Raw genomic sequence first — 19402 nt, forward strand, 5'->3', positions numbered from 1 at the left:
TGCTGTTAGAGTTGTTTTACCGTGGTCAACGTGGCCGATTGTACCTACGTTTACGTGCGGTTTCGAACGTTCAAACTTTTCTTTTGCCATTTTCTTAAATTCCTATAAAGAAATTAAAGTCCGATCCCACATGAATCGGACCGAACTAAAATTACTTAACAGCGCGAGCTGCAATAATTGCGTCTGCAACATTTGAAGATGCTTCTGCGTACTTGAGGAATTCCATCGAGTACGAAGCACGCCCTTGTGTTGCAGAACGAAGGTCTGTTGCATAACCGAACATCTCAGCAAGCGGCACTTGTGCGTTTACTTGCTTAAGACCACCTGGCGCTTCGTCCATGCCTTCGATCATACCGCGACGACGGTTTAGGTCGCCTACTACATCACCCATGTTTTCTTCAGGGGTGATAACTTCAACCTTCATAACCGGTTCTAATAAGGCTGGGTTCGCTTCAAGCGCACCTTTCTTGAATGCCATAGAACCTGCGATCTTAAACGCCATTTCATTCGAGTCTACATCATGGAATGAACCATCATATAGTGTCGCTTTAACGCCTAATACAGGGAAGCCAGCTAATACACCATTTTGCATTTGCTCAGCAACACCTTTTTCTACCGCAGGAATGTACTCTTTTGGAACAGCGCCACCAACGATTTCGTTAACGAATTCGAAGTTTTCAGCATCTTCTTCCGTAAAGTCCATTGGCTCAAGTTTCAGCCAAACGTGACCATATTGTCCGCGACCACCAGACTGACGTACAAACTTACCTTCAACTTCAACAGTTGAGCGGATAGCTTCACGATACGCAACCTGAGGTTTACCAACGTTACATTCAACGCTGAATTCACGTTTCATACGATCAACGATAATATCTAAGTGAAGTTCACCCATTCCTGAAATGATGGTCTGGCCTGATTCTTCATCTGTTTCGACACGGAAAGATGGATCTTCTGCAGCTAGTTTACCTAGTGCAATACCCATTTTTTCTTGGTCAGCTTTGGTGCGCGGTTCTACCGCTACTGAAATTACTGGCTCAGGGAATTCCATACGCTCAAGTGTAATGTGCGAATCAAGTGAACACAGTGTGTCACCTGTTGTTACATCTTTCAGACCAATTGCTGCCGCGATGTCGCCAGCGCGAACTTCTTTAATCTCTTGACGGTCATTTGAGTGCATTTGCACAATACGACCAAAACGCTCACGTTTAGCTTTAACTGGGTTGTAAACTGTATCACCAGTGGCTACAACACCTGAGTAAACGCGGAAGAAAGTTAGCGTTCCAACAAATGGGTCGGTTGCAATTTTAAATGCAAGCGCCGCAAATGGTGCATTGTCATCAGCAGGACGTTCTTCTTCTGTCTCGCCGTCGTCTAAAACACCTTGGATTTGCTTAACTTCAGTTGGTGACGGCATGAATTCAATCACAGCATCAAGTACCGCTTGTACACCTTTGTTCTTAAATGCAGAACCACAGGCCATTGGAACGATTTCGTTCGCAAGCGTACGTTGACGAATTGCTGCTTTGATTTCTTCTTCCGTTAATTCACCATCTTCTAGGTACTTTTCCATTAACTCTTCGTTTGCTTCAGCAGCAGACTCAACTAAGTGAGCACGCCATTCTTCAGCAAGGTCTTGAAGGTCTGCAGGAATCTCTTCGTAAGTGAAGCTCATACCTTGATCTTCTTCAGACCAGTTAATCGCTTTCATCTTGATAAGATCAACGACTCCTTTGAAGTCGTCTTCAGCACCGATAGCAAGTTGGATTGGTACAGGTACAGCGCCTAAACGGCTCTTAACCTGCTCAACTACCATCAAGAAGTCAGCACCTACGCGGTCCATCTTATTAACAAAGATCATGCGTGGTACTTCATATTTATTTGCTTGTCGCCACACCGTTTCCGTTTGTGGCTGGACACCAGATGAAGCACAAAGTACTACAACTGCACCATCGAGTACGCGTAAAGAACGCTCTACTTCGATAGTGAAGTCTACGTGTCCTGGGGTATCAATAATATTGATACGGTGGTCTTCGAACTGAGCGTCCATACCTTTCCAGAAACACGTGGTTGCAGCAGAAGTGATCGTGATACCACGCTCTTGCTCCTGCTCCATCCAGTCCATAGTTGCGGCACCGTCGTGAACTTCACCGATCTTATGACTAAGACCGGTGTAGAAAAGAACACGTTCTGTAGTGGTGGTTTTACCCGCATCTACGTGGGCACAAATACCGATATTGCGATAACGCTCAATTGGAGTTGTACGTGCCATAATATCCTCTTAAAACTTAAGAGCTTACTACCAACGGTAGTGAGCGAATGCCTTGTTCGCTTCAGCCATACGGTGAACGTCTTCACGTTTCTTAACCGCAGTGCCTTTGTTTTCAGCAGCATCAATCATTTCTTGTGCAAGACGTAAGCCCATTGATTTTTCACCACGCTTACGAGCTGCTTCAACTAACCAACGCATACCTAATGCGTTACGACGAACTGGGCGTACTTCTACTGGTACTTGGTATGTTGAACCACCAACACGGCGAGATTTAACCTCTACCTGTGGGCGAACATTTTCAAGTGCCGATTCGAAGATTTCTAGGTGCGACTTGCCTGATTTCTCAGCAGCCACGTCTAGCGCACCATATACGATTTTTTCAGCAGTTGACTTCTTACCGTCTAACATTACTACGTTAACGAATTTAGCAAGAAGCTCTGATCCGAACTTCGGATCTGGAAGAATTTTACGTTGACCTATTACGCGTCTTCTAGGCATTTTAATCTCTCCGATTTCTTCAGGTCCGCTTTACTTCAGCGAATCCCCAAAACAATATTAATTACAAATTTAAGTGCTTGGCCTTACTAACGGAGAACCATTAGCCCTTAGGGCGCTTAGCACCGTACTTAGAACGACCTTGACGACGGTCGTTAACGCCTGCACAGTCAAGTGCACCGCGAACAGTGTGGAAACGTACACCTGGTAAGTCTTTAACACGACCACCACGGATAAGAATTACACTGTGCTCTTGAAGGTTGTGACCTTCACCACCGATGTATGAAGTTACTTCGAAACCATTCGTTAAACGAACACGCGCTACTTTACGTAGAGCCGAGTTTGGTTTCTTAGGTGTTGTTGTATATACACGAGTACATACGCCACGCTTTTGAGGACAAGCCTTAAGCGCAGCTGAGTTATTTGATTTAACCTTGCTGCGACGTGGCTTACGCACTAGCTGGTTGATAGTTGCCATTAAATAGCTCCTAATAAATTAAACTAAACTACTGAAAAAAATCCGCCCTTTTACTTCACTGAGCAAAAGGGTGGCGGAATTTTAATGAGCAAAGTTTAACCTGTCAACATAAACTGCACATATAGCCCGAAATTTAGGCTATATGTGCGAGTTGCGATTAAGGTTATTCTTGCTCGCCTTCGATGCCAGCATTAAGTGCATCGGTTAGTGCTTGTGATGCTTCATCTACACTAACTGTTTGCTCTTCAACACTTTCACCTTGTTTGCGACGATTGATACGGTCTTGGTGGTAGGCAAAACCAGTACCCGCCGGAATCAAGCGACCTACAATTACGTTTTCTTTAAGACCACGTAATTCATCGCTCTTACCATTTACTGCTGCATCAGTAAGAACACGAGTTGTCTCCTGGAATGATGCTGCAGAAATGAATGATTCTGTCGCAAGTGATGCTTTAGTAATACCCATTAGCTGAATTTCATATTTAGCTGGGATCTTACCTTGCTCTTCAAGATCACGGTTTGCGATATTTACGCGCGCCACTTCAACTTGTTCACCTGCTAGGAATTCTGTATCACCACCGTCTAGGATGATGCACTTACGGATCATCTGACGAATGATAGTTTCGATATGCTTATCGTTAATTTTTACACCTTGTAAACGGTATACTTCTTGTACTTCGTTTACGATGTAGTTAGCAACATCAGTTACACCACGTAGGCGAAGGATATCGTGTGGTGACTCTGGACCGTCGGCGATAACTTCACCTTTCGATACTGATTCACCTTCGAACACGTTAAGCTGACGCCATTTAGGAATCATCTCTTCGTATGCATCACCTTGCTCTGGTGTAATAACTAAGCGTTTCTTACCTTTAGTTTCTTTACCGAAACTAACTGTACCTGTGATTTCTGCAAGAATTGCTGGATCTTTCGGCTTACGCGCTTCAAATAAGTCAGCAACTCGAGGTAGACCACCGGTGATATCGCGTGTCTTCGAACCTTCTTGCGGGATACGTGCTAATACTGCACCAGCCGCAACCGTTGAACCATCTGTCACTTCAATTGTAGTGAATGAAGGAATACGGATTTCTTGAAGACCGCGCTCATCGTTTTCGATGATTAACTTAGGCTCTTTCGCGTTAACTTTCGCTAGGTCTTTAACAACCATACGCGTAAGACCAGTTAGTTCGTCTGTTTGCGATTCTACGTTTGAGTCATCAATGTCGCTGAACTGAACTTTTGATTCGTGTTCAACAATGATTGGGTGGCTATGCGGATCCCATGTCGCAACGATATCGTTACCAGCTACTTCAGCACCATCTTGTACTGAAAGAACCGCACCGTAAGGTACTTTATAACGCTCTTTCTCACGACCGTGCTCGTCGATAACTGTGATTTCAGTTGAACGAGATGTGATTACAATCTTACCATCTGAGTTAAGAACGTATTTCGCGTTGTGTAGCTTCAAGCTACCGTTGTTCTTAACTTGAACGCTGTTCTCTGCAGACGCTCGAGATGCCGCACCACCGATGTGGAAGGTACGCATCGTAAGCTGTGTACCCGGCTCACCGATTGATTGAGCTGCGATAACACCTACTGATTCACCTGGGTTAATTAGGTGACCACGTGCAAGGTCACGACCGTAACAGTTAGCACATACACCAAAGTCGTTATCACATGTGATAACTGAACGTACGCGAACTTCGTCCACTGAGTTCTCTTCTAAAAGGTCACACAGTTTTTCGTCAAGCATTACGTTACGCTCAACAAGTACTTCTTCAGTACCCGGCTTTAATACGTCTTCAGCAACTACACGACCTAATACACGCTCGCGTAGCGGCTCAACAACGTCACCACCTTCAATTAGCGGCTTCATTGTTAGACCATCTTCAGTACCACAGTCTTGCTCGTTGATCACTAAGTCTTGTGCAACGTCTACTAGACGACGTGTTAGGTAACCCGAGTTCGCTGTCTTAAGTGCTGTATCGGCAAGACCTTTACGCGCACCGTGCGTCGAGATGAAGTACTGTAGTACGTTTAGACCTTCACGGAAGTTCGCCGTGATTGGTGTTTCGATGATTGAACCATCTGGACGTGCCATTAGACCACGCATACCCGCTAACTGACGGATCTGAGCGGCGCTACCACGTGCACCTGAGTCGGCCATCATAAATACTGAGTTGAATGAGTCTTGCTCTTCCTCAACACCTTCCGCGTTGATTACAGTATCTTTTGATAAGTTTGCCATCATTTCACGTGATAAGTTTTCATTTACACGTGACCAGATATCGATAACTTTGTTGTACTTTTCACCAGCAGTTACAAGACCAGACTGGAACTGTTGGTTAATTTCGTTAACTTCTGCTTCAGCAGCGTCGATGATCTCAGCTTTAACTGGTGGGATTTCCATATCGTTAATACCGATAGAAACACCCGACTTCATCGCGTAGTGGAAACCTGTGTACATTACTTGGTCAGCAAACACTACTGTGTCTTTTAGACCTAGACGACGGTAACACTCGTTAAGAAGACCCGAAATCTGCTTCTTACCCATTGCCTTGTTAACAAGTTCAAATGGTAAGCCTTTAGGCATGATAAGTGAGAAAATCGCACGACCCACTGTTGTTTCAACTAGGTGTGTAATTTCGCTCTTGTCGCCTTCTTCGCTGATAACCGTTTCAGTTAAACGAACTTTAACGCGTGCGTGTAAGTCAGCAACACCCGTACGGTATGCTTTCTCAGCTTCTTTCGCGTCTTTAAATACTAAACCTTCACCGTTCGCATTAATGCGATCGCGCGTCATGTAGTAAAGACCTAATACAACGTCCTGTGAAGGTACGATGATTGGCTCACCGTTCGCTGGTGAAAGAATGTTGTTGGTTGACATCATTAGTGCACGTGCTTCTAGCTGTGCTTCTAATGTTAACGGTACGTGTACCGCCATTTGGTCACCATCGAAGTCAGCGTTATATGCCGCACACACTAGTGGGTGTAGGTGAATCGCTTTACCTTCGATTAAAACTGGTTCAAACGCTTGGATACCAAGACGGTGAAGTGTTGGTGCACGGTTAAGTAGAACCGGGTGCTCACGAATTACTTCATCTAGGATATCCCAAACTTCCGGTACTTCACGCTCTACCATCTTCTTCGCAGCTTTGATAGTAGTCGCCATACCGCGGCGCTCTAATTTACCGTAGATAAATGGCTTGAATAGCTCTAGTGCCATTTTCTTAGGAAGACCACACTGGTGTAGTTTCAGTGTAGGACCTACAGTGATTACAGAACGGCCTGAGTAGTCAACACGCTTACCAAGAAGGTTTTGACGGAAACGACCTTGCTTACCTTTGATCATGTCTGCAAGCGACTTAAGTGGACGCTTGTTAGAACCTGTGATCGCACGACCGCGACGACCGTTATCAAGTAGTGCATCTACCGCTTCTTGTAACATACGCTTTTCGTTGCGTACGATAATGTCTGGTGCAGCTAAGTCTAAAAGACGCTTCAGACGGTTGTTACGGTTGATTACACGACGGTATAAATCGTTCAGATCAGATGTTGCAAAGCGACCGCCATCTAGTGGTACTAGTGGACGTAGATCTGGTGGAAGAACTGGTAATACAGTCATGATCATCCACTCAGGGTTGTTACCTGATTGGTGGAATGATTCCATCAGCTTAAGACGCTTAGTGATCTTCTTACGCTTAGTTTCAGAGTTAATTGTTGGTAACTCTTCGCGCATTTCTGCAATTAGCTGACCAAGGTCAAGGTCACGAAGTAGATCAAGTACAGCTTCTGCACCCATCTTAGCTTCGAACTCATCACCGTGCTCTTCTAATGCATCTAGGTATTCTTCTTCACCTAATAGCTGACCACGCTCAAGCGTTGTCATACCTGGCTCTGTTACTACGAATGATTCGAAGTAAAGTACGCGTTCGATATCACGTAATGTCATGTCTAACATTAGGCCGATACGAGACGGTAATGATTTAAGGAACCAAATGTGCGCTACAGGGCTAGCTAGCTCGATATGACCCATACGGTCACGACGAACCTTAGTTAATGTAACTTCTACGCCACACTTTTCACAAATAACACCACGGTGCTTTAAGCGCTTATATTTACCACATAAACACTCATAGTCTTTTACTGGGCCGAAAATACGAGCACAGAATAAGCCGTCGCGCTCAGGCTTGAAAGTACGGTAGTTGATTGTCTCAGGTTTCTTTACCTCACCAAATGACCATGAACGTACCATATCTGGCGAAGCTAGACCGATGCGGATCGCATCAAACTCTTCGGTCTTGTTTTGTTGCTTCAGAAACTTAAGTAAGTCTTTCACCTTAGCTCTCCTAAAGGAGGTTAATCTTGGGGGCGGTCCATTTTAGCCACCCCAGCTATTCGTTCGCGAAAGGCGCTTTACTCTGTGTCTACAGAGTAGCGCCTAATCGGCTTATTCTTCTTCCAGCTCGATGTTGATACCTAGTGAGCGGATCTCTTTCAACAATACGTTGAACGATTCTGGCATACCAGGTTCCATCTTGTGGTTTCCGTCTACGATGTTCTTATACATCTTAGTACGACCGTTAACGTCATCCGACTTAACAGTAAGCATTTCTTGTAGCGTGTAAGCAGCACCGTATGCTTCTAGTGCCCATACCTCCATCTCACCGAAACGCTGACCACCGAACTGAGCTTTACCACCAAGTGGCTGCTGAGTTACTAGGCTGTAAGAACCAGTCGAACGAGCGTGCATCTTGTCATCTACTAAGTGGTTTAGTTTCAGCATGTACATGTAACCTACAGTTACTTTTCGCTCAAACTCATCACCAGTACGACCGTCATAAAGTGTTACCTGACCACTTGAAGGGTATCCACCTAGCTCAAGTAGTTCTTTGATTTCACTTTCTTTTGCACCGTCAAACGCTGGAGTTGCGATTGGTAAACCGCCTTTTAGGTTTTCAGCTAAGCGACGGATTTCATCATCAGAGAAGCTTGCAATATCAACTTTCTGACGACAGTCACCTAATGCGTAAGCTTTAGCAATGAATTCACGTAATTCGTGAAGTTCACGCTGTTCTTTCATCATGTCTTCTAGGCGCTCACCGATACCACGTGCAGCCAGACCCATGTGTGTTTCTAAGATCTGACCGATGTTCATACGTGATGGTACACCTAGCGGGTTAAGAACGATGTCTACGGTACGACCACGGTCATCGTAAGGCATATCTTCTACTGGTACGATTGTCGAGATAACACCCTTGTTACCGTGACGACCAGCCATCTTATCACCCGGTTGAATACGACGTTTAACCGCAAGGTAAACTTTAACAATCTTAAGAACACCTGGTGCTAAATCATCACCTTGTGTGATCTTACGACGCTTAGTTTCGAAGCGCTTGTCGTAATCAGCTTTTAATTCATCATACTGTTCAGCTAGTTGCTCTAACTCGCCTTGTTGTGCTTCATCAGCTAGGCTTTGCGTTAGTAGCTTGTCTGCAGCAAGACCTGCAAGTGATGCTTCATCCATACCAGCAGCGATAAGTAGCTTGCGAGCACGGCTTAAGACACCTTCTTCAAGGATCTTAAATTCTTCGTTGAAGTCTTTCTTCGCTTCACGAACTTGCATCTCTTCGATTTCAAGTGCGCGCTTGTCTTTTTCAACACCATCGCGAGTAAATACTTGAACGTCGATTACCGTACCAGATACTGAGTTTGGTACACGTAATGAGCTGTCTTTAACGTCAGACGCTTTTTCACCGAAGATAGCACGTAGTAGCTTTTCTTCAGGCGTTAGCTGCGTTTCACCTTTAGGTGTAACTTTACCAACTAAGATGTCACCGCCTTTAACTTCAGCACCGATGTATACAACACCCGATTCATCAAGTTTGCCAAGTGCAGATTCACCTACGTTAGGAATATCAGCTGTAATTTCTTCTGGACCTAACTTGGTATCACGCGCGATACACTGAAGTTCTTGAATATGAATCGTGGTTAGACGATCTTCTTGAACTACGCGCTCTGATAGTAAGATTGAATCCTCGAAGTTATAACCATTCCATGGCATGAATGCCACGCGAAGGTTTTGACCTAGTGCTAAGTCACCTAAGTCTGTCGAAGGACCATCAGCAAGTACGTCACCACGAACAACCGGCTCACCAACCATACACGTTGGTTTTTGGTTGATACAGGTGTTCTGGTTAGAACGTGTGTACTTAGTTAGGTTATAAATGTCGATACCCGCTTCACCTGGAACGCGCTCATCTTCATTTACGTTTACAACGATACGGCTGGCATCAGCGTAATCAACTACACCGCCACGCTTAGCAACGATTGTTACACCTGAATCTTTCGCAAGTGTACGCTCGATACCTGTACCTACTAACGGCTTGTCTGCACGTAATGTTGGTACTGCTTGACGTTGCATGTTCGATCCCATTAGTGCACGGTTCGCATCATCGTGTTCTAGGAATGGGATAAGTGCTGCTGCAACTGAGATAACCTGTTGTGGCGATACATCCATATATTGGATGCTGTCGCTAGGCATAAAGGTTGATTCACCTTTGTGACGACATGGAATTTGCTCATCAACAAAACGGTTTTCTTCAGTTAGGTTTGCGTTTGCCTGCGCAATTACAAACTGGCCTTCTTCGATTGCAGATAGGTAATCAACTTCGTCAGTTACAACGCCGTCAATTACTTTACGGTATGGCGTTTCTAGGAAACCATAGTCGTTAGTACGTGCGTATGTTGAAAGCGAGTTGATTAGACCGATGTTCGGACCTTCAGGCGTTTCGATTGGACATACACGACCGTAGTGCGTTACGTGAACGTCACGTACTTCGAAGCCTGCGCGCTCACGCGTTAGACCACCTGGACCTAATGCAGAGATACGACGCTTGTGCGTTACTTCTGAAAGCGGGTTGTTTTGGTCCATAAACTGAGATAACTGCGATGAACCGAAGAATTCTTTAACCGCTGCAGAAATAGGCTTAGCATTGATTAGGTCTTGTGGCATTACTGCATCAAGATCACCTAAGCTTAAACGCTCACGTACTGCACGCTCAACACGTACTAAACCAACACGAAATTGGTTTTCTGCCATTTCACCCACAGAACGAATACGACGGTTACCTAAGTGGTCGATATCATCTACGTCACCTTTACCGTTACGAATGTCGATTAGAACCTTCATAACTGCAACGATATCTTCTTTACTTAGTGTACCTGCACCGTAACCTTCTTCATGGCCAACACGGCTGTTGAATTTCATACGACCAACTTGTGATAGGTCGTAACGCTCTTCAGAGAAGAATAAGTTATCGAATAGTGCTTCTGCTGCATCACGCGTTGGTGGCTCACCAGGACGCATCATGCGGTAGATTTCAACAAGCGCTTCTAAACGATCATTTGTTGGGTCAACACGTACAGTTTCTGACATGTATGCACCGCTATCAACTTCGTTGATATACAGTGTTTCAATCTTGTTAAAGCCCGCTTTAACAAGTTCAGCCATTAACTCAAGTGACAGCTCAGCATTTGCTTCAGCTACAATTTCACCCGTGTCTTCGTTGATGTAGTTTTTCGCTACAACACGATCAATGATGTACTCGTGCGGAACTTCTAGCTGAGTAACGTTGTTCTTTTCTAATTGTTTGATGTGACGCGCCGTAATACGACGGCCTGATTCAACAATCACATCACCAGAAGGATCTTTAATATCAAAGATCGCAGTCTCACCACGTAAACGTGATGGAACAAGTTCCATTAATACTTTACCGTCTGCTACTTCGAACGTTGTAGTTTCGAAGAACATATCTAGAATTTCTTCAGTTGAATATTCTAGTGCGCGTAAAATGATAGACGCTGGTAGTTTACGACGACGGTCGATACGTACGAATAGGTTATCTTTTGGATCGAATTCGAAATCTAACCAAGAACCACGGTAAGGAATAACACGTGCATTATATAAAACTTTACCCGATGAGTGCGTTTTACCACGGTCATTATCGAAGAATACACCTGGTGAACGATGTAGCTGAGAAACGATTACACGCTCAGTACCATTGATCACAAAAGTACCTGTATCGGTCATGAGCGGAATTTCGCCCATGTATACTTCTTGCTCTTTAATGTCTTTAACTGTGCCTGGTGCTTCCTTGTCCATTAGCACTAAGCGTAGCTTAACGCGTAATGGTGCAGAATAAGTCACACCGCGGATTTGACACTCTTTAACATCAAATACTGGCTCACCAATACGATAACTTACGTATTGTAGCTCAGAATTTCCCGAGTAACTTTTGATCGGGAAAACAGAACGGAATGCTGCTTCAAGGCCGTGATTGCCTTCTGCGTCCGGACTTAAGAATTTTTTAAAGGATTCTAACTGCGTAGACAGTAGAAACGGCACATCCAACACTTGTGGACGTTTACCAAAATCCTTACGGATACGTTTCTTTTCAGAATAAGAGTAAGCCATGGGGTTCCTCAGCTTGCTGACTTTTGACCCAACTGCTCATAATAATGAACAGACTAACTTGGCACTGTGGCCAATACTGCAACACCAATTTTTTAATCAGCTAAAAACATTAAAAATCAGTTGGTTGCAAAACTAATAATTAAACAACTTAGCTAATTATTGTGCGATTGCAAAGCCGGAGCTCTACAGCGCAAAAAGGCCGGTGAATAAAAATTCACCAGCCCTTGCCTGATTTTTGGTCAGGCAGCTAATCTAGCATAAGCTAGATTACTTGATCTCAACTTCAGCACCAGCTTCTTCAAGATCTTTCTTAAGTGCTTCAGCTTCTTCCTTAGATACACCTTCTTTGATTGGTGCAGGAGCAGACTCAACAAGCGCCTTAGCTTCTTTAAGGCCAAGACCAGTTGCGCCACGTACAGCTTTGATTGCAGCAACTTTGTTACCGCCAGCAGCAGCTAAGATTACGTCGAACTCAGTCTTTTCTTCAGCAGCTTCAGCAGGACCAGCAGCAACAACAGCAGCAGCTGCAGTTACGCCGAACTTCTCTTCCATAGCTTCAACTAGTTCAACAACTTCCATTACTGACATTTCAGCAATAGCGTCAAGGATTTGGTCTTTAGATACAGACATTTCAAATTTCCTAATAATTACGAACCATTAAGGGTTCAAAAAATACTTTACACCGAAAAAGAACAAAAAACAGCTTAAAATTAAGCAGCTTGCTCAGCTTTCTGTACACGTACTGCTTCAATTGTTTTACACAATTTACCAGCAGACGCTTCTTTCATAGCGCTCATTAAGCGTGCAACTGCTTCGTCGTATGTTGGTAATGTAGCAAGCATATCTGCGTCTACAACGTTACCTTCAAAAGCGGCCGTTTTAACTTCAAAGTTTTCATTCTTCTTCGCGAAATCTTTAAAGATACGCGCTGCAGCACCTGGGTGCTCAGAAGAGAAAGCGATTAAGCTAGGACCAACTAGCGACTCATTTAGACACTCATAATCAGTACCTTCAACAGCACGTTTAGCTAAAGTGTTACGAACAACCTTCATCCAAACGCCTGCTTCACGAGCTTCTTTACGAAGGGCAGTGATAGCATCTACAGTTACACCACGAGAATCTGCAACAACTGCAGAAAGAGCACCTTTGGCAGCTTCGTTAACTTCAGCAACAATTGCTTTTTTGTCTTGAAGATTTAACGCCATGGGTGTTACTCCTGGTTCTATGGGGACAAGCCCCTGTTTACTCATCTTTTAATCAAAATTAAGATTAAAAGTGCTTTTTACGGCGAGAGCCAGAAGATTAGGAAAAATCTTGCTGGGGATTCACACCGTCTACGTAGGAGATTAAGCACACCTAATGGTTTGCACCTACGGTCTTGGACGAAAGCCTAATTTATCGCTTTTGCTTGAAACAAGCGCGAAATTATAGACTCCAACCCGAATTTGGTTTTATTGTTGAATTAAAGAAAACTTCATAACTCAACAAAATGGCGCAAAATTATAGTCTAATTTTTGCGCCATGTAAACGCTATTCTCTAAATTATACTACTTGAGTATTTAGAGTAGCTTGGTCTACAGCAACACCAGCACCCATCGTAGTAGAGATGCTTACTTTCTTAAGGAAAGTACCTTTCGCTTGAGAAGGCTTAGCCTTCTTAAGAGCGATGATTAACGCCTCAAGGTTTTCTTGAAGTTGGTTTGCATCAAAATCTACTTTACCGATAGTAGTGTGGATAATACCGTTCTTGTCGTTGCGGTAACGAACCTGACCAGCTTTAGCGTTTTTAACTGCTTCTGCAACGTTAGGCGTTACAGTACCAGTTTTAGGGTTAGGCATAAGACCACGTGGACCTAGGATTTGACCTAGTTGACCAACAACGCGCATTGCATCTGGAGAAGCAACAACAACGTCAAAGTTCATTTCGCCTTTCTTAACCTGCTCAGCAAGGTCGTCCATACCTACTAAATCAGCACCAGCTTCTTTAGCAGCATCTGCGTTTGCACCTTGAGTGAATACAGCAACGCGTACTTCACGACCAGTACCGTGTGGTAGTACAGTTGCACCACGTACGTTTTGGTCTGATTTACGAGCGTCGATGCCAAGGTTTACAGCAACGTCAACACTTTCAGTGAATTTAGCAGTAGCTAGTTCTTTAAGAAGAGCAACAGCTTCGTTGATTTCGTACTCTTTAGTTACGTCAACTTTTTCGCGGATTACGCGCATACGCTTAGTTAATTTAGCCATTCTCAATTACCCTTCTACATTCAAGCCCATTGCACGTGCAGAACCTGCAATCGTGCGTACAGCTGCGTCCATATCAGCAGCAGTAAGGTCAGGACGTTTAGTCTCAACGATCTCTTCTAGTTGTGCACGTGTTACAGTACCAACTTTCTCAGTGTTAGGACGGCCAGAACCAGACTTGATACCTGCAGCCTTCTTAAGAAGGTAAGATGCAGGTGGAGTTTTCATATCAAAAGTGAATGAACGGTCGTTGTAAACAGAAATGATTACAGGAACCGGTGCACCTTTCTCGATAGACTCTGTACGTGCGTTGAACGCTTTACAGAATTCCATGATGTTAACACCATGTTGACCTAGTGCAGGACCTACTGGAGGACTAGGGTTAGCCATACCAGCAGCAACTTGTAGCTTGATTAGAGCTTCAACTTTCTTTGCCATTTTAATAACCTCATTTAATGGGTCTTAGCCTTGTGCGTGCGAGGACACGTACTCAAGCGGCTTCCCAAAATTAAAAAATTCTTAGCTTTTGCTATCATCAGATAACAAAAGGCCGCTGATTATAGATTAACCAGCGGCCTTTTTCAATATGATCATTTAAGAATTATTTGTCAGCTTCAACCTGACCAAATTCTAATTCTACTGGTGTAGAACGACCAAAAATAAGAACAGACACTTTTACGCGGCTGCGGTCGTAATCAACTTCTTCAACAACACCGTTAAAGTCAGCAAATGGACCATCAATAACACGTACCACTTCACCAGGCTCAAATAATGTAGCCGGCTTAGGTGCATCTGCATTTTCTTGCAGACGGTTAAGAATACGATCAGCTTCTTTTTTGCTGATAGGCGCAGGACGGTCAGATGTACCGCCGATGAAACCCATTACACGTGGCGTGCTATTTACTAAGTGCCAGCTCGCATCGTTCATATCCATTTCTACCAGTACATAGCCTGGGAAGAACTTGCGCTCTGAACGACGTTTTTGGCCTGATTTCATTTCTACAACTTCTTCAGTCGGTACTAATACCTCACCGAAGCTGTCTTCTAGGCCTTGGATTTTAATATGCTCAATAATTGTTTGAGCTACGCGTTTCTCAAAACCAGAAAATGCTTGTACTACGTACCAACGTAGTTTCTTTTCTTTGTTCTCATCCGCCATGGGATCAGATCTCCAATCCAGTTAAAAAGCCAACAATTCTAAATAATGCACCGTCTAGACCCCAAAGGATAAGCGCCATTACTACTGTTGCAATCATTACGATAAACGTTGTTTGAACCGTCTCTTGGCGTGTTGGCCACACCACTTTACGTACTTCTAGCTTCGCTTCTTTGGCAAACGCAATAAACTCACGTCCTTTACCCGTTAACGAGGCAACGCCCAAACCTGCGGCAATCGCTACTACTACACCAACTGCACGTAATAATACAGATTGATCTTCAAACATGTAATTGCCTACAACTGCACCTGCTAGCAGTGCAATTGCTACAATCCATTTTAATGCATCCATTGAGCTTGATGGAGCTTCTACATTTGCGCTCATAATTAATTTACCTTAATACCAGACACAACAACCCCGGTGCTTAGACGAGGTTAATCCTTAAAATCCAAACTTTATAATCTACTTAGTAACAAGAAAATAAACTATCAGGTTTAGACTTCGAATTAAAGTGGCAGGGGCGACAGGACTCGAACCCGTAACCGTCGGTTTTGGAGACCGCTGTTCTACCAATTGGAACTACGCCCCTGCAAAGTGGATGCCCATTATACTGACCAATTCTTTTAAAACAAGGGTAAAAGATGCCCACTAAGCAATTATCTTAACTTTGCGATTTTCAACATCGGCAATTTTTTATTTGTGGCAATAAAAAACCCAGCAAATGCTGGGTTTTTTCAGAACTTAGAAAAGTTTAATTACTTGTTCTTTTCTTTTTGTTCAGCAATTACTGTCTCAGCAACGTTTGCTGGACATGCAGAGTAGTGTGAGAACTCCATAGAGAACTGACCACGACCTGAAGTAATTGTGCGAAGGTGACCGATGTAACCGAACATTTCTGAAAGCGGTACTTCACCCTTGATGCGAACGCCCATTGCGCCAGCTTCTTGGTCTTTGATCATACCACGACGACGGTTAAGGTCACCAATTACGTCACCTACGTTGTCTTCTGGTGTGAACACGTCAACTTTCATGATTGGCTCAAGAAGCTGAGGACCTGCTTTTGGAATAGACTGACGGAATGCGCCTTTCGCAGCGATTTCGAACGCGATTGCTGATGAGTCAACTGCGTGGAAAGCACCGTCGAATAGTTCAACTTCAACGTCTAGTACTGGGAAGCCTGCAAGAACACCTTCTTCCATCATAGATGCGAAGCCTTTCTCAACTGCTGGCCAGAATTCCTTAGGAACGTTACCACCAACTACTGATGAAGAGAAAGTGAAGCCTGAGTTTTGCTCGCCTGGCTTGATACGGTAATCGATCTTACCGAACTGACCAGAACCACCTGACTGCTTCTTGTGTGTGTAGCTGTCTTCGATTTCTTGCGTGATAGTTTCACGGTAAGCAACCTGAGGCTGACCAACAACTAGGTCTACACCGTAAGTACGCTTAAGGATATCAACCTTGATGTCTAGGTGTAATTCACCCATACCTTTAAGGATTGTTTCACCTGAATCTTCGTCAGTTTCAACCTGGAATGACGGATCTTCTGCAACCATCTTACCGATAGCGATACCCATCTTCTCGTTACCACCTTTATCTTTAGGTGCAACAGCGATTGAGATTACCGGATCAGGGAAGATCATCGCTTCAAGAGTACATTCGTGCTTAGGATCACATAGAGTGTGACCGGTTTGAACGTTCTTCATACCTACAACAGCAATGATGTCACCCGCTTGCGCTTCAGTGATTTCGTTACGGTCGTCAGCTTGCATCTCAACCATACGGCCGATACGCTCTGTTTTACCAGTTGCTGAGTTAAGAACTGTATCACCTTTCTTCATGCGACCTGAGTAGATACGGATGAACGTAAGTGCACCGAAACGGTCGTCCATGATTTTGAACGCTAACGCTTTTAGTGGCTCGTCTGCAGAAACAGTTGCAACTTCACCAGTTGGCTCACCAGTTTCTTTATCAGTTAACGGCTGAGGATCAACTTCAGTTGGTGCTGGTAGGTAATCTACAACAGCATCTAGTACTAACTGCATACCTTTGTTCTTGAACGCAGAACCACAGTAAGTTGGGAAGAATGCTAGATCACGAGTACCTTTACGGATACACGCTTTGATTTGCTCTAGTGAAGGGATTTCACCTTCCATGTACGCTTCCATTAGGTCGTCGTCTTGCTCAACAGCAGACTCGATTAGCATCTCATGGTATTCTTCAACTTTGTCTACCATGTCAGCTGGAACGTCTTGTACTTCATAGTTTTCAGGAAGACCAGTCTCATCCCAAACGTATGCTTTTTTCTCTAGAACGTCTACAACACCACAGAATTCGTCTTCGATACCAATTGGTAGTGTCATAACTAGTGGGTTTGCACCAAGTACTTTCTCAACTTGACCTACAACGCGGTAGAAGTCAGCACCCATACGGTCTAGTTTGTTTACGAAGATACAACGAGCAACTTCTGATTCGTTAGCGTAACGCCAGTTAGTTTCTGACTGAGGCTCAACACCACCAGAACCACAGAATACACCGATACCACCGTCAAGAACTTTAAGTGAACGATATACTTCAACTGTGAAGTCAACGTGTCCAGGAGTATCGATTACGTTTAAACGGTGACCTTTCCACTCACACGTTACAGCTGCTGACTGGATTGTAATACCACGCTCAGCTTCCTGTTCCATGAAGTCAGTTGTTGATTCACCATCGTGAACCTCACCAGTTTTGTGGATTTTACCAGTTAACTTAAGGATACGTTCTGTTGTAGTCGTTTTACCCGCATCTACGTGGGCAAAAATACCGATATTTCTGTACTTAGATAAATCAGCCATTTCTTTACTCTAATTAATTAAAATTTTTCGCGCGGAGTATAACACTAGTTGATGACAACATCATCTAATAGTGGCTTATTTACAGCAATAAAATGTACATTTTTTAGCTTATTTAAGCTTTGAATTTCACATTTAGCTGTTTACAGCTTGAACAATCAACGTTCAAAAAAAGCACAACACCACTGCGAATGTTAAAAATGAAAAAAACCCGCGTAACAATTTACGCGGGTTTTTCAATGCTTATGCATTAACTATCAAGAATTAGTCTTCGATAGTTGCTACAACACCAGCACCTACTGTACGGCCACCTTCACGGATCGCGAAACGTAGACCTTCGTCCATCGCGATTGGAACGATTAGCTCAACAGTCATCTTGATGTTGTCGCCTGGCATTACCATTTCTACGCCATCTGGTAATTGGATATCACCAGTTACGTCAGTTGTACGGAAGTAGAACTGTGGACGGTAGCCTTTGAAGAATGGCGTGTGACGACCACCTTCATCTTTAGATAGTACGTATACTTCTGAAGTGAACTTAGTGTGAGGCTTGATTGAACCAGGCTTACATAGAACCTGACCACGCTCAACTTCATCACGCTTAGTACCACGTAGAAGTGCACCAATGTTCTCACCAGCACGACCTTCGTCTAGAAGCTTACGGAACATTTCAACACCCGTACAAGTAGTAGTCGTAGTTTCTTTAATACCTACGATTTCTACTTCGTCGTTCACGTTGATGATACCAGCTTCAACACGGCCTGTTACTACTGTACCACGACCCTGGATTGAGAATACGTCTTCGATAGGCATGATGAATGGCTTATCGATGTCACGCTCTGGCTCTGGGATGTAAGTGTCTAGTGCTTCTGCAAGCTCAACAATCTTGTCTTCCCACTCTTTCTCGCCTTCTAGTGCTTTAAGAGCTGAACCTTGGATTAGTGGTAGGTCGTCACCTGGGAAATCGTACTCAGAAAGAAGTTCACGAACTTCCATTTCTACTAGCTCTAGTAGTTCTTCGTCGTCAACCATGTCACATTTGTTCATGAATACGATGATGTAAGGTACACCAACCTGACGTGAAAGAAGGATGTGCTCACGTGTCTGTGGCATTGGGCCATCAGTCGCAGCTACTACTAGGATTGCGCCGTCCATCTGTGCAGCACCTGTGATCATGTTTTTAACATAATCCGCGTGTCCTGGACAGTCTACGTGTGCGTAGTGACGAGTTGGTGTATCGTACTCAACGTGTGAAGTTGAGATTGTGATACCACGCTCACGCTCTTCTGGAGCGTTATCGATTGCTGCGAAGTCTTTCGCTTCACCACCGTATACTTTTGCAAGTACGTTAGTGATTGCTGCTGTTAGAGTTGTTTTACCGTGGTCAACGTGGCCGATTGTACCTACGTTTACGTGCGGTTTCGAACGTTCAAACTTTTCTTTTGCCAT

General features: G+C 44.1%; 14 protein-coding genes and 1 tRNA gene. All 15 read right to left on the reverse strand.

Annotated features, from left to right (window positions below; all coding sequences use genetic code 11):
* Positions 1–90: GTP-binding protein (locus tag C2M30_RS06995; RefSeq protein WP_021438671.1), on the reverse strand; the 90-nt coding region annotated here is incomplete at its 3' end.
* 61 nt (positions 91–151) lie between these two features.
* Complete coding sequence (gene fusA, locus C2M30_RS07000) at positions 152–2269, reverse strand: elongation factor G (protein WP_105171159.1); 2118 nt, start codon at positions 2267–2269, stop codon at positions 152–154.
* Between the two features lie 27 nt (positions 2270–2296).
* Entirely contained in the window at positions 2297–2767 is a 471-nt protein-coding gene (gene rpsG, locus C2M30_RS07005) for a 30S ribosomal protein S7 (RefSeq protein ID WP_010562301.1), read from the reverse strand.
* A gap of 100 nt (positions 2768–2867) precedes the next feature.
* The gene (gene rpsL / locus C2M30_RS07010; protein WP_010562300.1) at positions 2868–3242 is read right to left on the reverse strand and encodes a 30S ribosomal protein S12; all 375 of its coding nucleotides are present in this window, start codon (positions 3240–3242) and stop codon (positions 2868–2870) included.
* Between the two features lie 163 nt (positions 3243–3405).
* Positions 3406–7581, reverse strand: coding sequence for a DNA-directed RNA polymerase subunit beta' (gene rpoC / locus C2M30_RS07015; protein WP_105171160.1), 4176 nt, complete (start codon positions 7579–7581; stop codon positions 3406–3408).
* A 111-nt stretch (positions 7582–7692) separates the two neighbouring features.
* The gene (gene rpoB, locus C2M30_RS07020; protein ID WP_105171161.1) at positions 7693–11718 is read right to left on the reverse strand and encodes a DNA-directed RNA polymerase subunit beta; all 4026 of its coding nucleotides are present in this window, start codon (positions 11716–11718) and stop codon (positions 7693–7695) included.
* Between the two features lie 267 nt (positions 11719–11985).
* The gene (gene rplL, locus C2M30_RS07025) at positions 11986–12348 is read right to left on the reverse strand and encodes a 50S ribosomal protein L7/L12 (protein WP_010562297.1); all 363 of its coding nucleotides are present in this window, start codon (positions 12346–12348) and stop codon (positions 11986–11988) included.
* 80 nt (positions 12349–12428) lie between these two features.
* Positions 12429–12923 carry a 50S ribosomal protein L10 gene (gene rplJ / locus C2M30_RS07030; protein ID WP_010562296.1) on the reverse strand — a complete coding sequence of 165 codons (495 nt, stop codon included), beginning with the start codon at positions 12921–12923 and terminating at the stop codon, positions 12429–12431.
* A gap of 337 nt (positions 12924–13260) precedes the next feature.
* On the reverse strand, positions 13261–13965 hold the full coding sequence (gene rplA / locus C2M30_RS07035) for a 50S ribosomal protein L1 (protein WP_010562295.1): 705 nt from the start codon (positions 13963–13965) through the stop codon (positions 13261–13263).
* A gap of 6 nt (positions 13966–13971) precedes the next feature.
* On the reverse strand, positions 13972–14400 hold the full coding sequence (gene rplK, locus C2M30_RS07040) for a 50S ribosomal protein L11 (RefSeq protein ID WP_010387320.1): 429 nt from the start codon (positions 14398–14400) through the stop codon (positions 13972–13974).
* 163 nt (positions 14401–14563) lie between these two features.
* Positions 14564–15121 (reverse strand): transcription termination/antitermination protein NusG, encoded by a 558-nt coding sequence (gene nusG, locus C2M30_RS07045; RefSeq protein ID WP_010562294.1) that lies wholly within the window; start codon positions 15119–15121, stop codon positions 14564–14566.
* Positions 15122–15125: 4 nt separating this feature from the next.
* Positions 15126–15503: a preprotein translocase subunit SecE gene (gene secE / locus C2M30_RS07050; RefSeq protein WP_010562293.1), complete on the reverse strand. Its 378-nt coding sequence runs from the start codon at positions 15501–15503 to the stop codon at positions 15126–15128.
* A gap of 128 nt (positions 15504–15631) precedes the next feature.
* Positions 15632–15708, reverse strand: a tRNA-Trp gene (locus tag C2M30_RS07055).
* Between the two features lie 166 nt (positions 15709–15874).
* On the reverse strand, positions 15875–17956 hold the full coding sequence (fusA, locus tag C2M30_RS07060; protein ID WP_105171162.1) for an elongation factor G: 2082 nt from the start codon (positions 17954–17956) through the stop codon (positions 15875–15877).
* 261 nt (positions 17957–18217) lie between these two features.
* A complete protein-coding gene (tuf, locus tag C2M30_RS07065; protein ID WP_010562291.1) occupies positions 18218–19402 on the reverse strand; it encodes an elongation factor Tu in 1185 nt (394 codons plus the stop codon).

It is taken from the genome of Pseudoalteromonas sp. T1lg24 (assembly GCF_002964745.1).
GTDB classification, from domain to species: Bacteria; Pseudomonadota; Gammaproteobacteria; order Enterobacterales; family Alteromonadaceae; genus Pseudoalteromonas; species Pseudoalteromonas spongiae.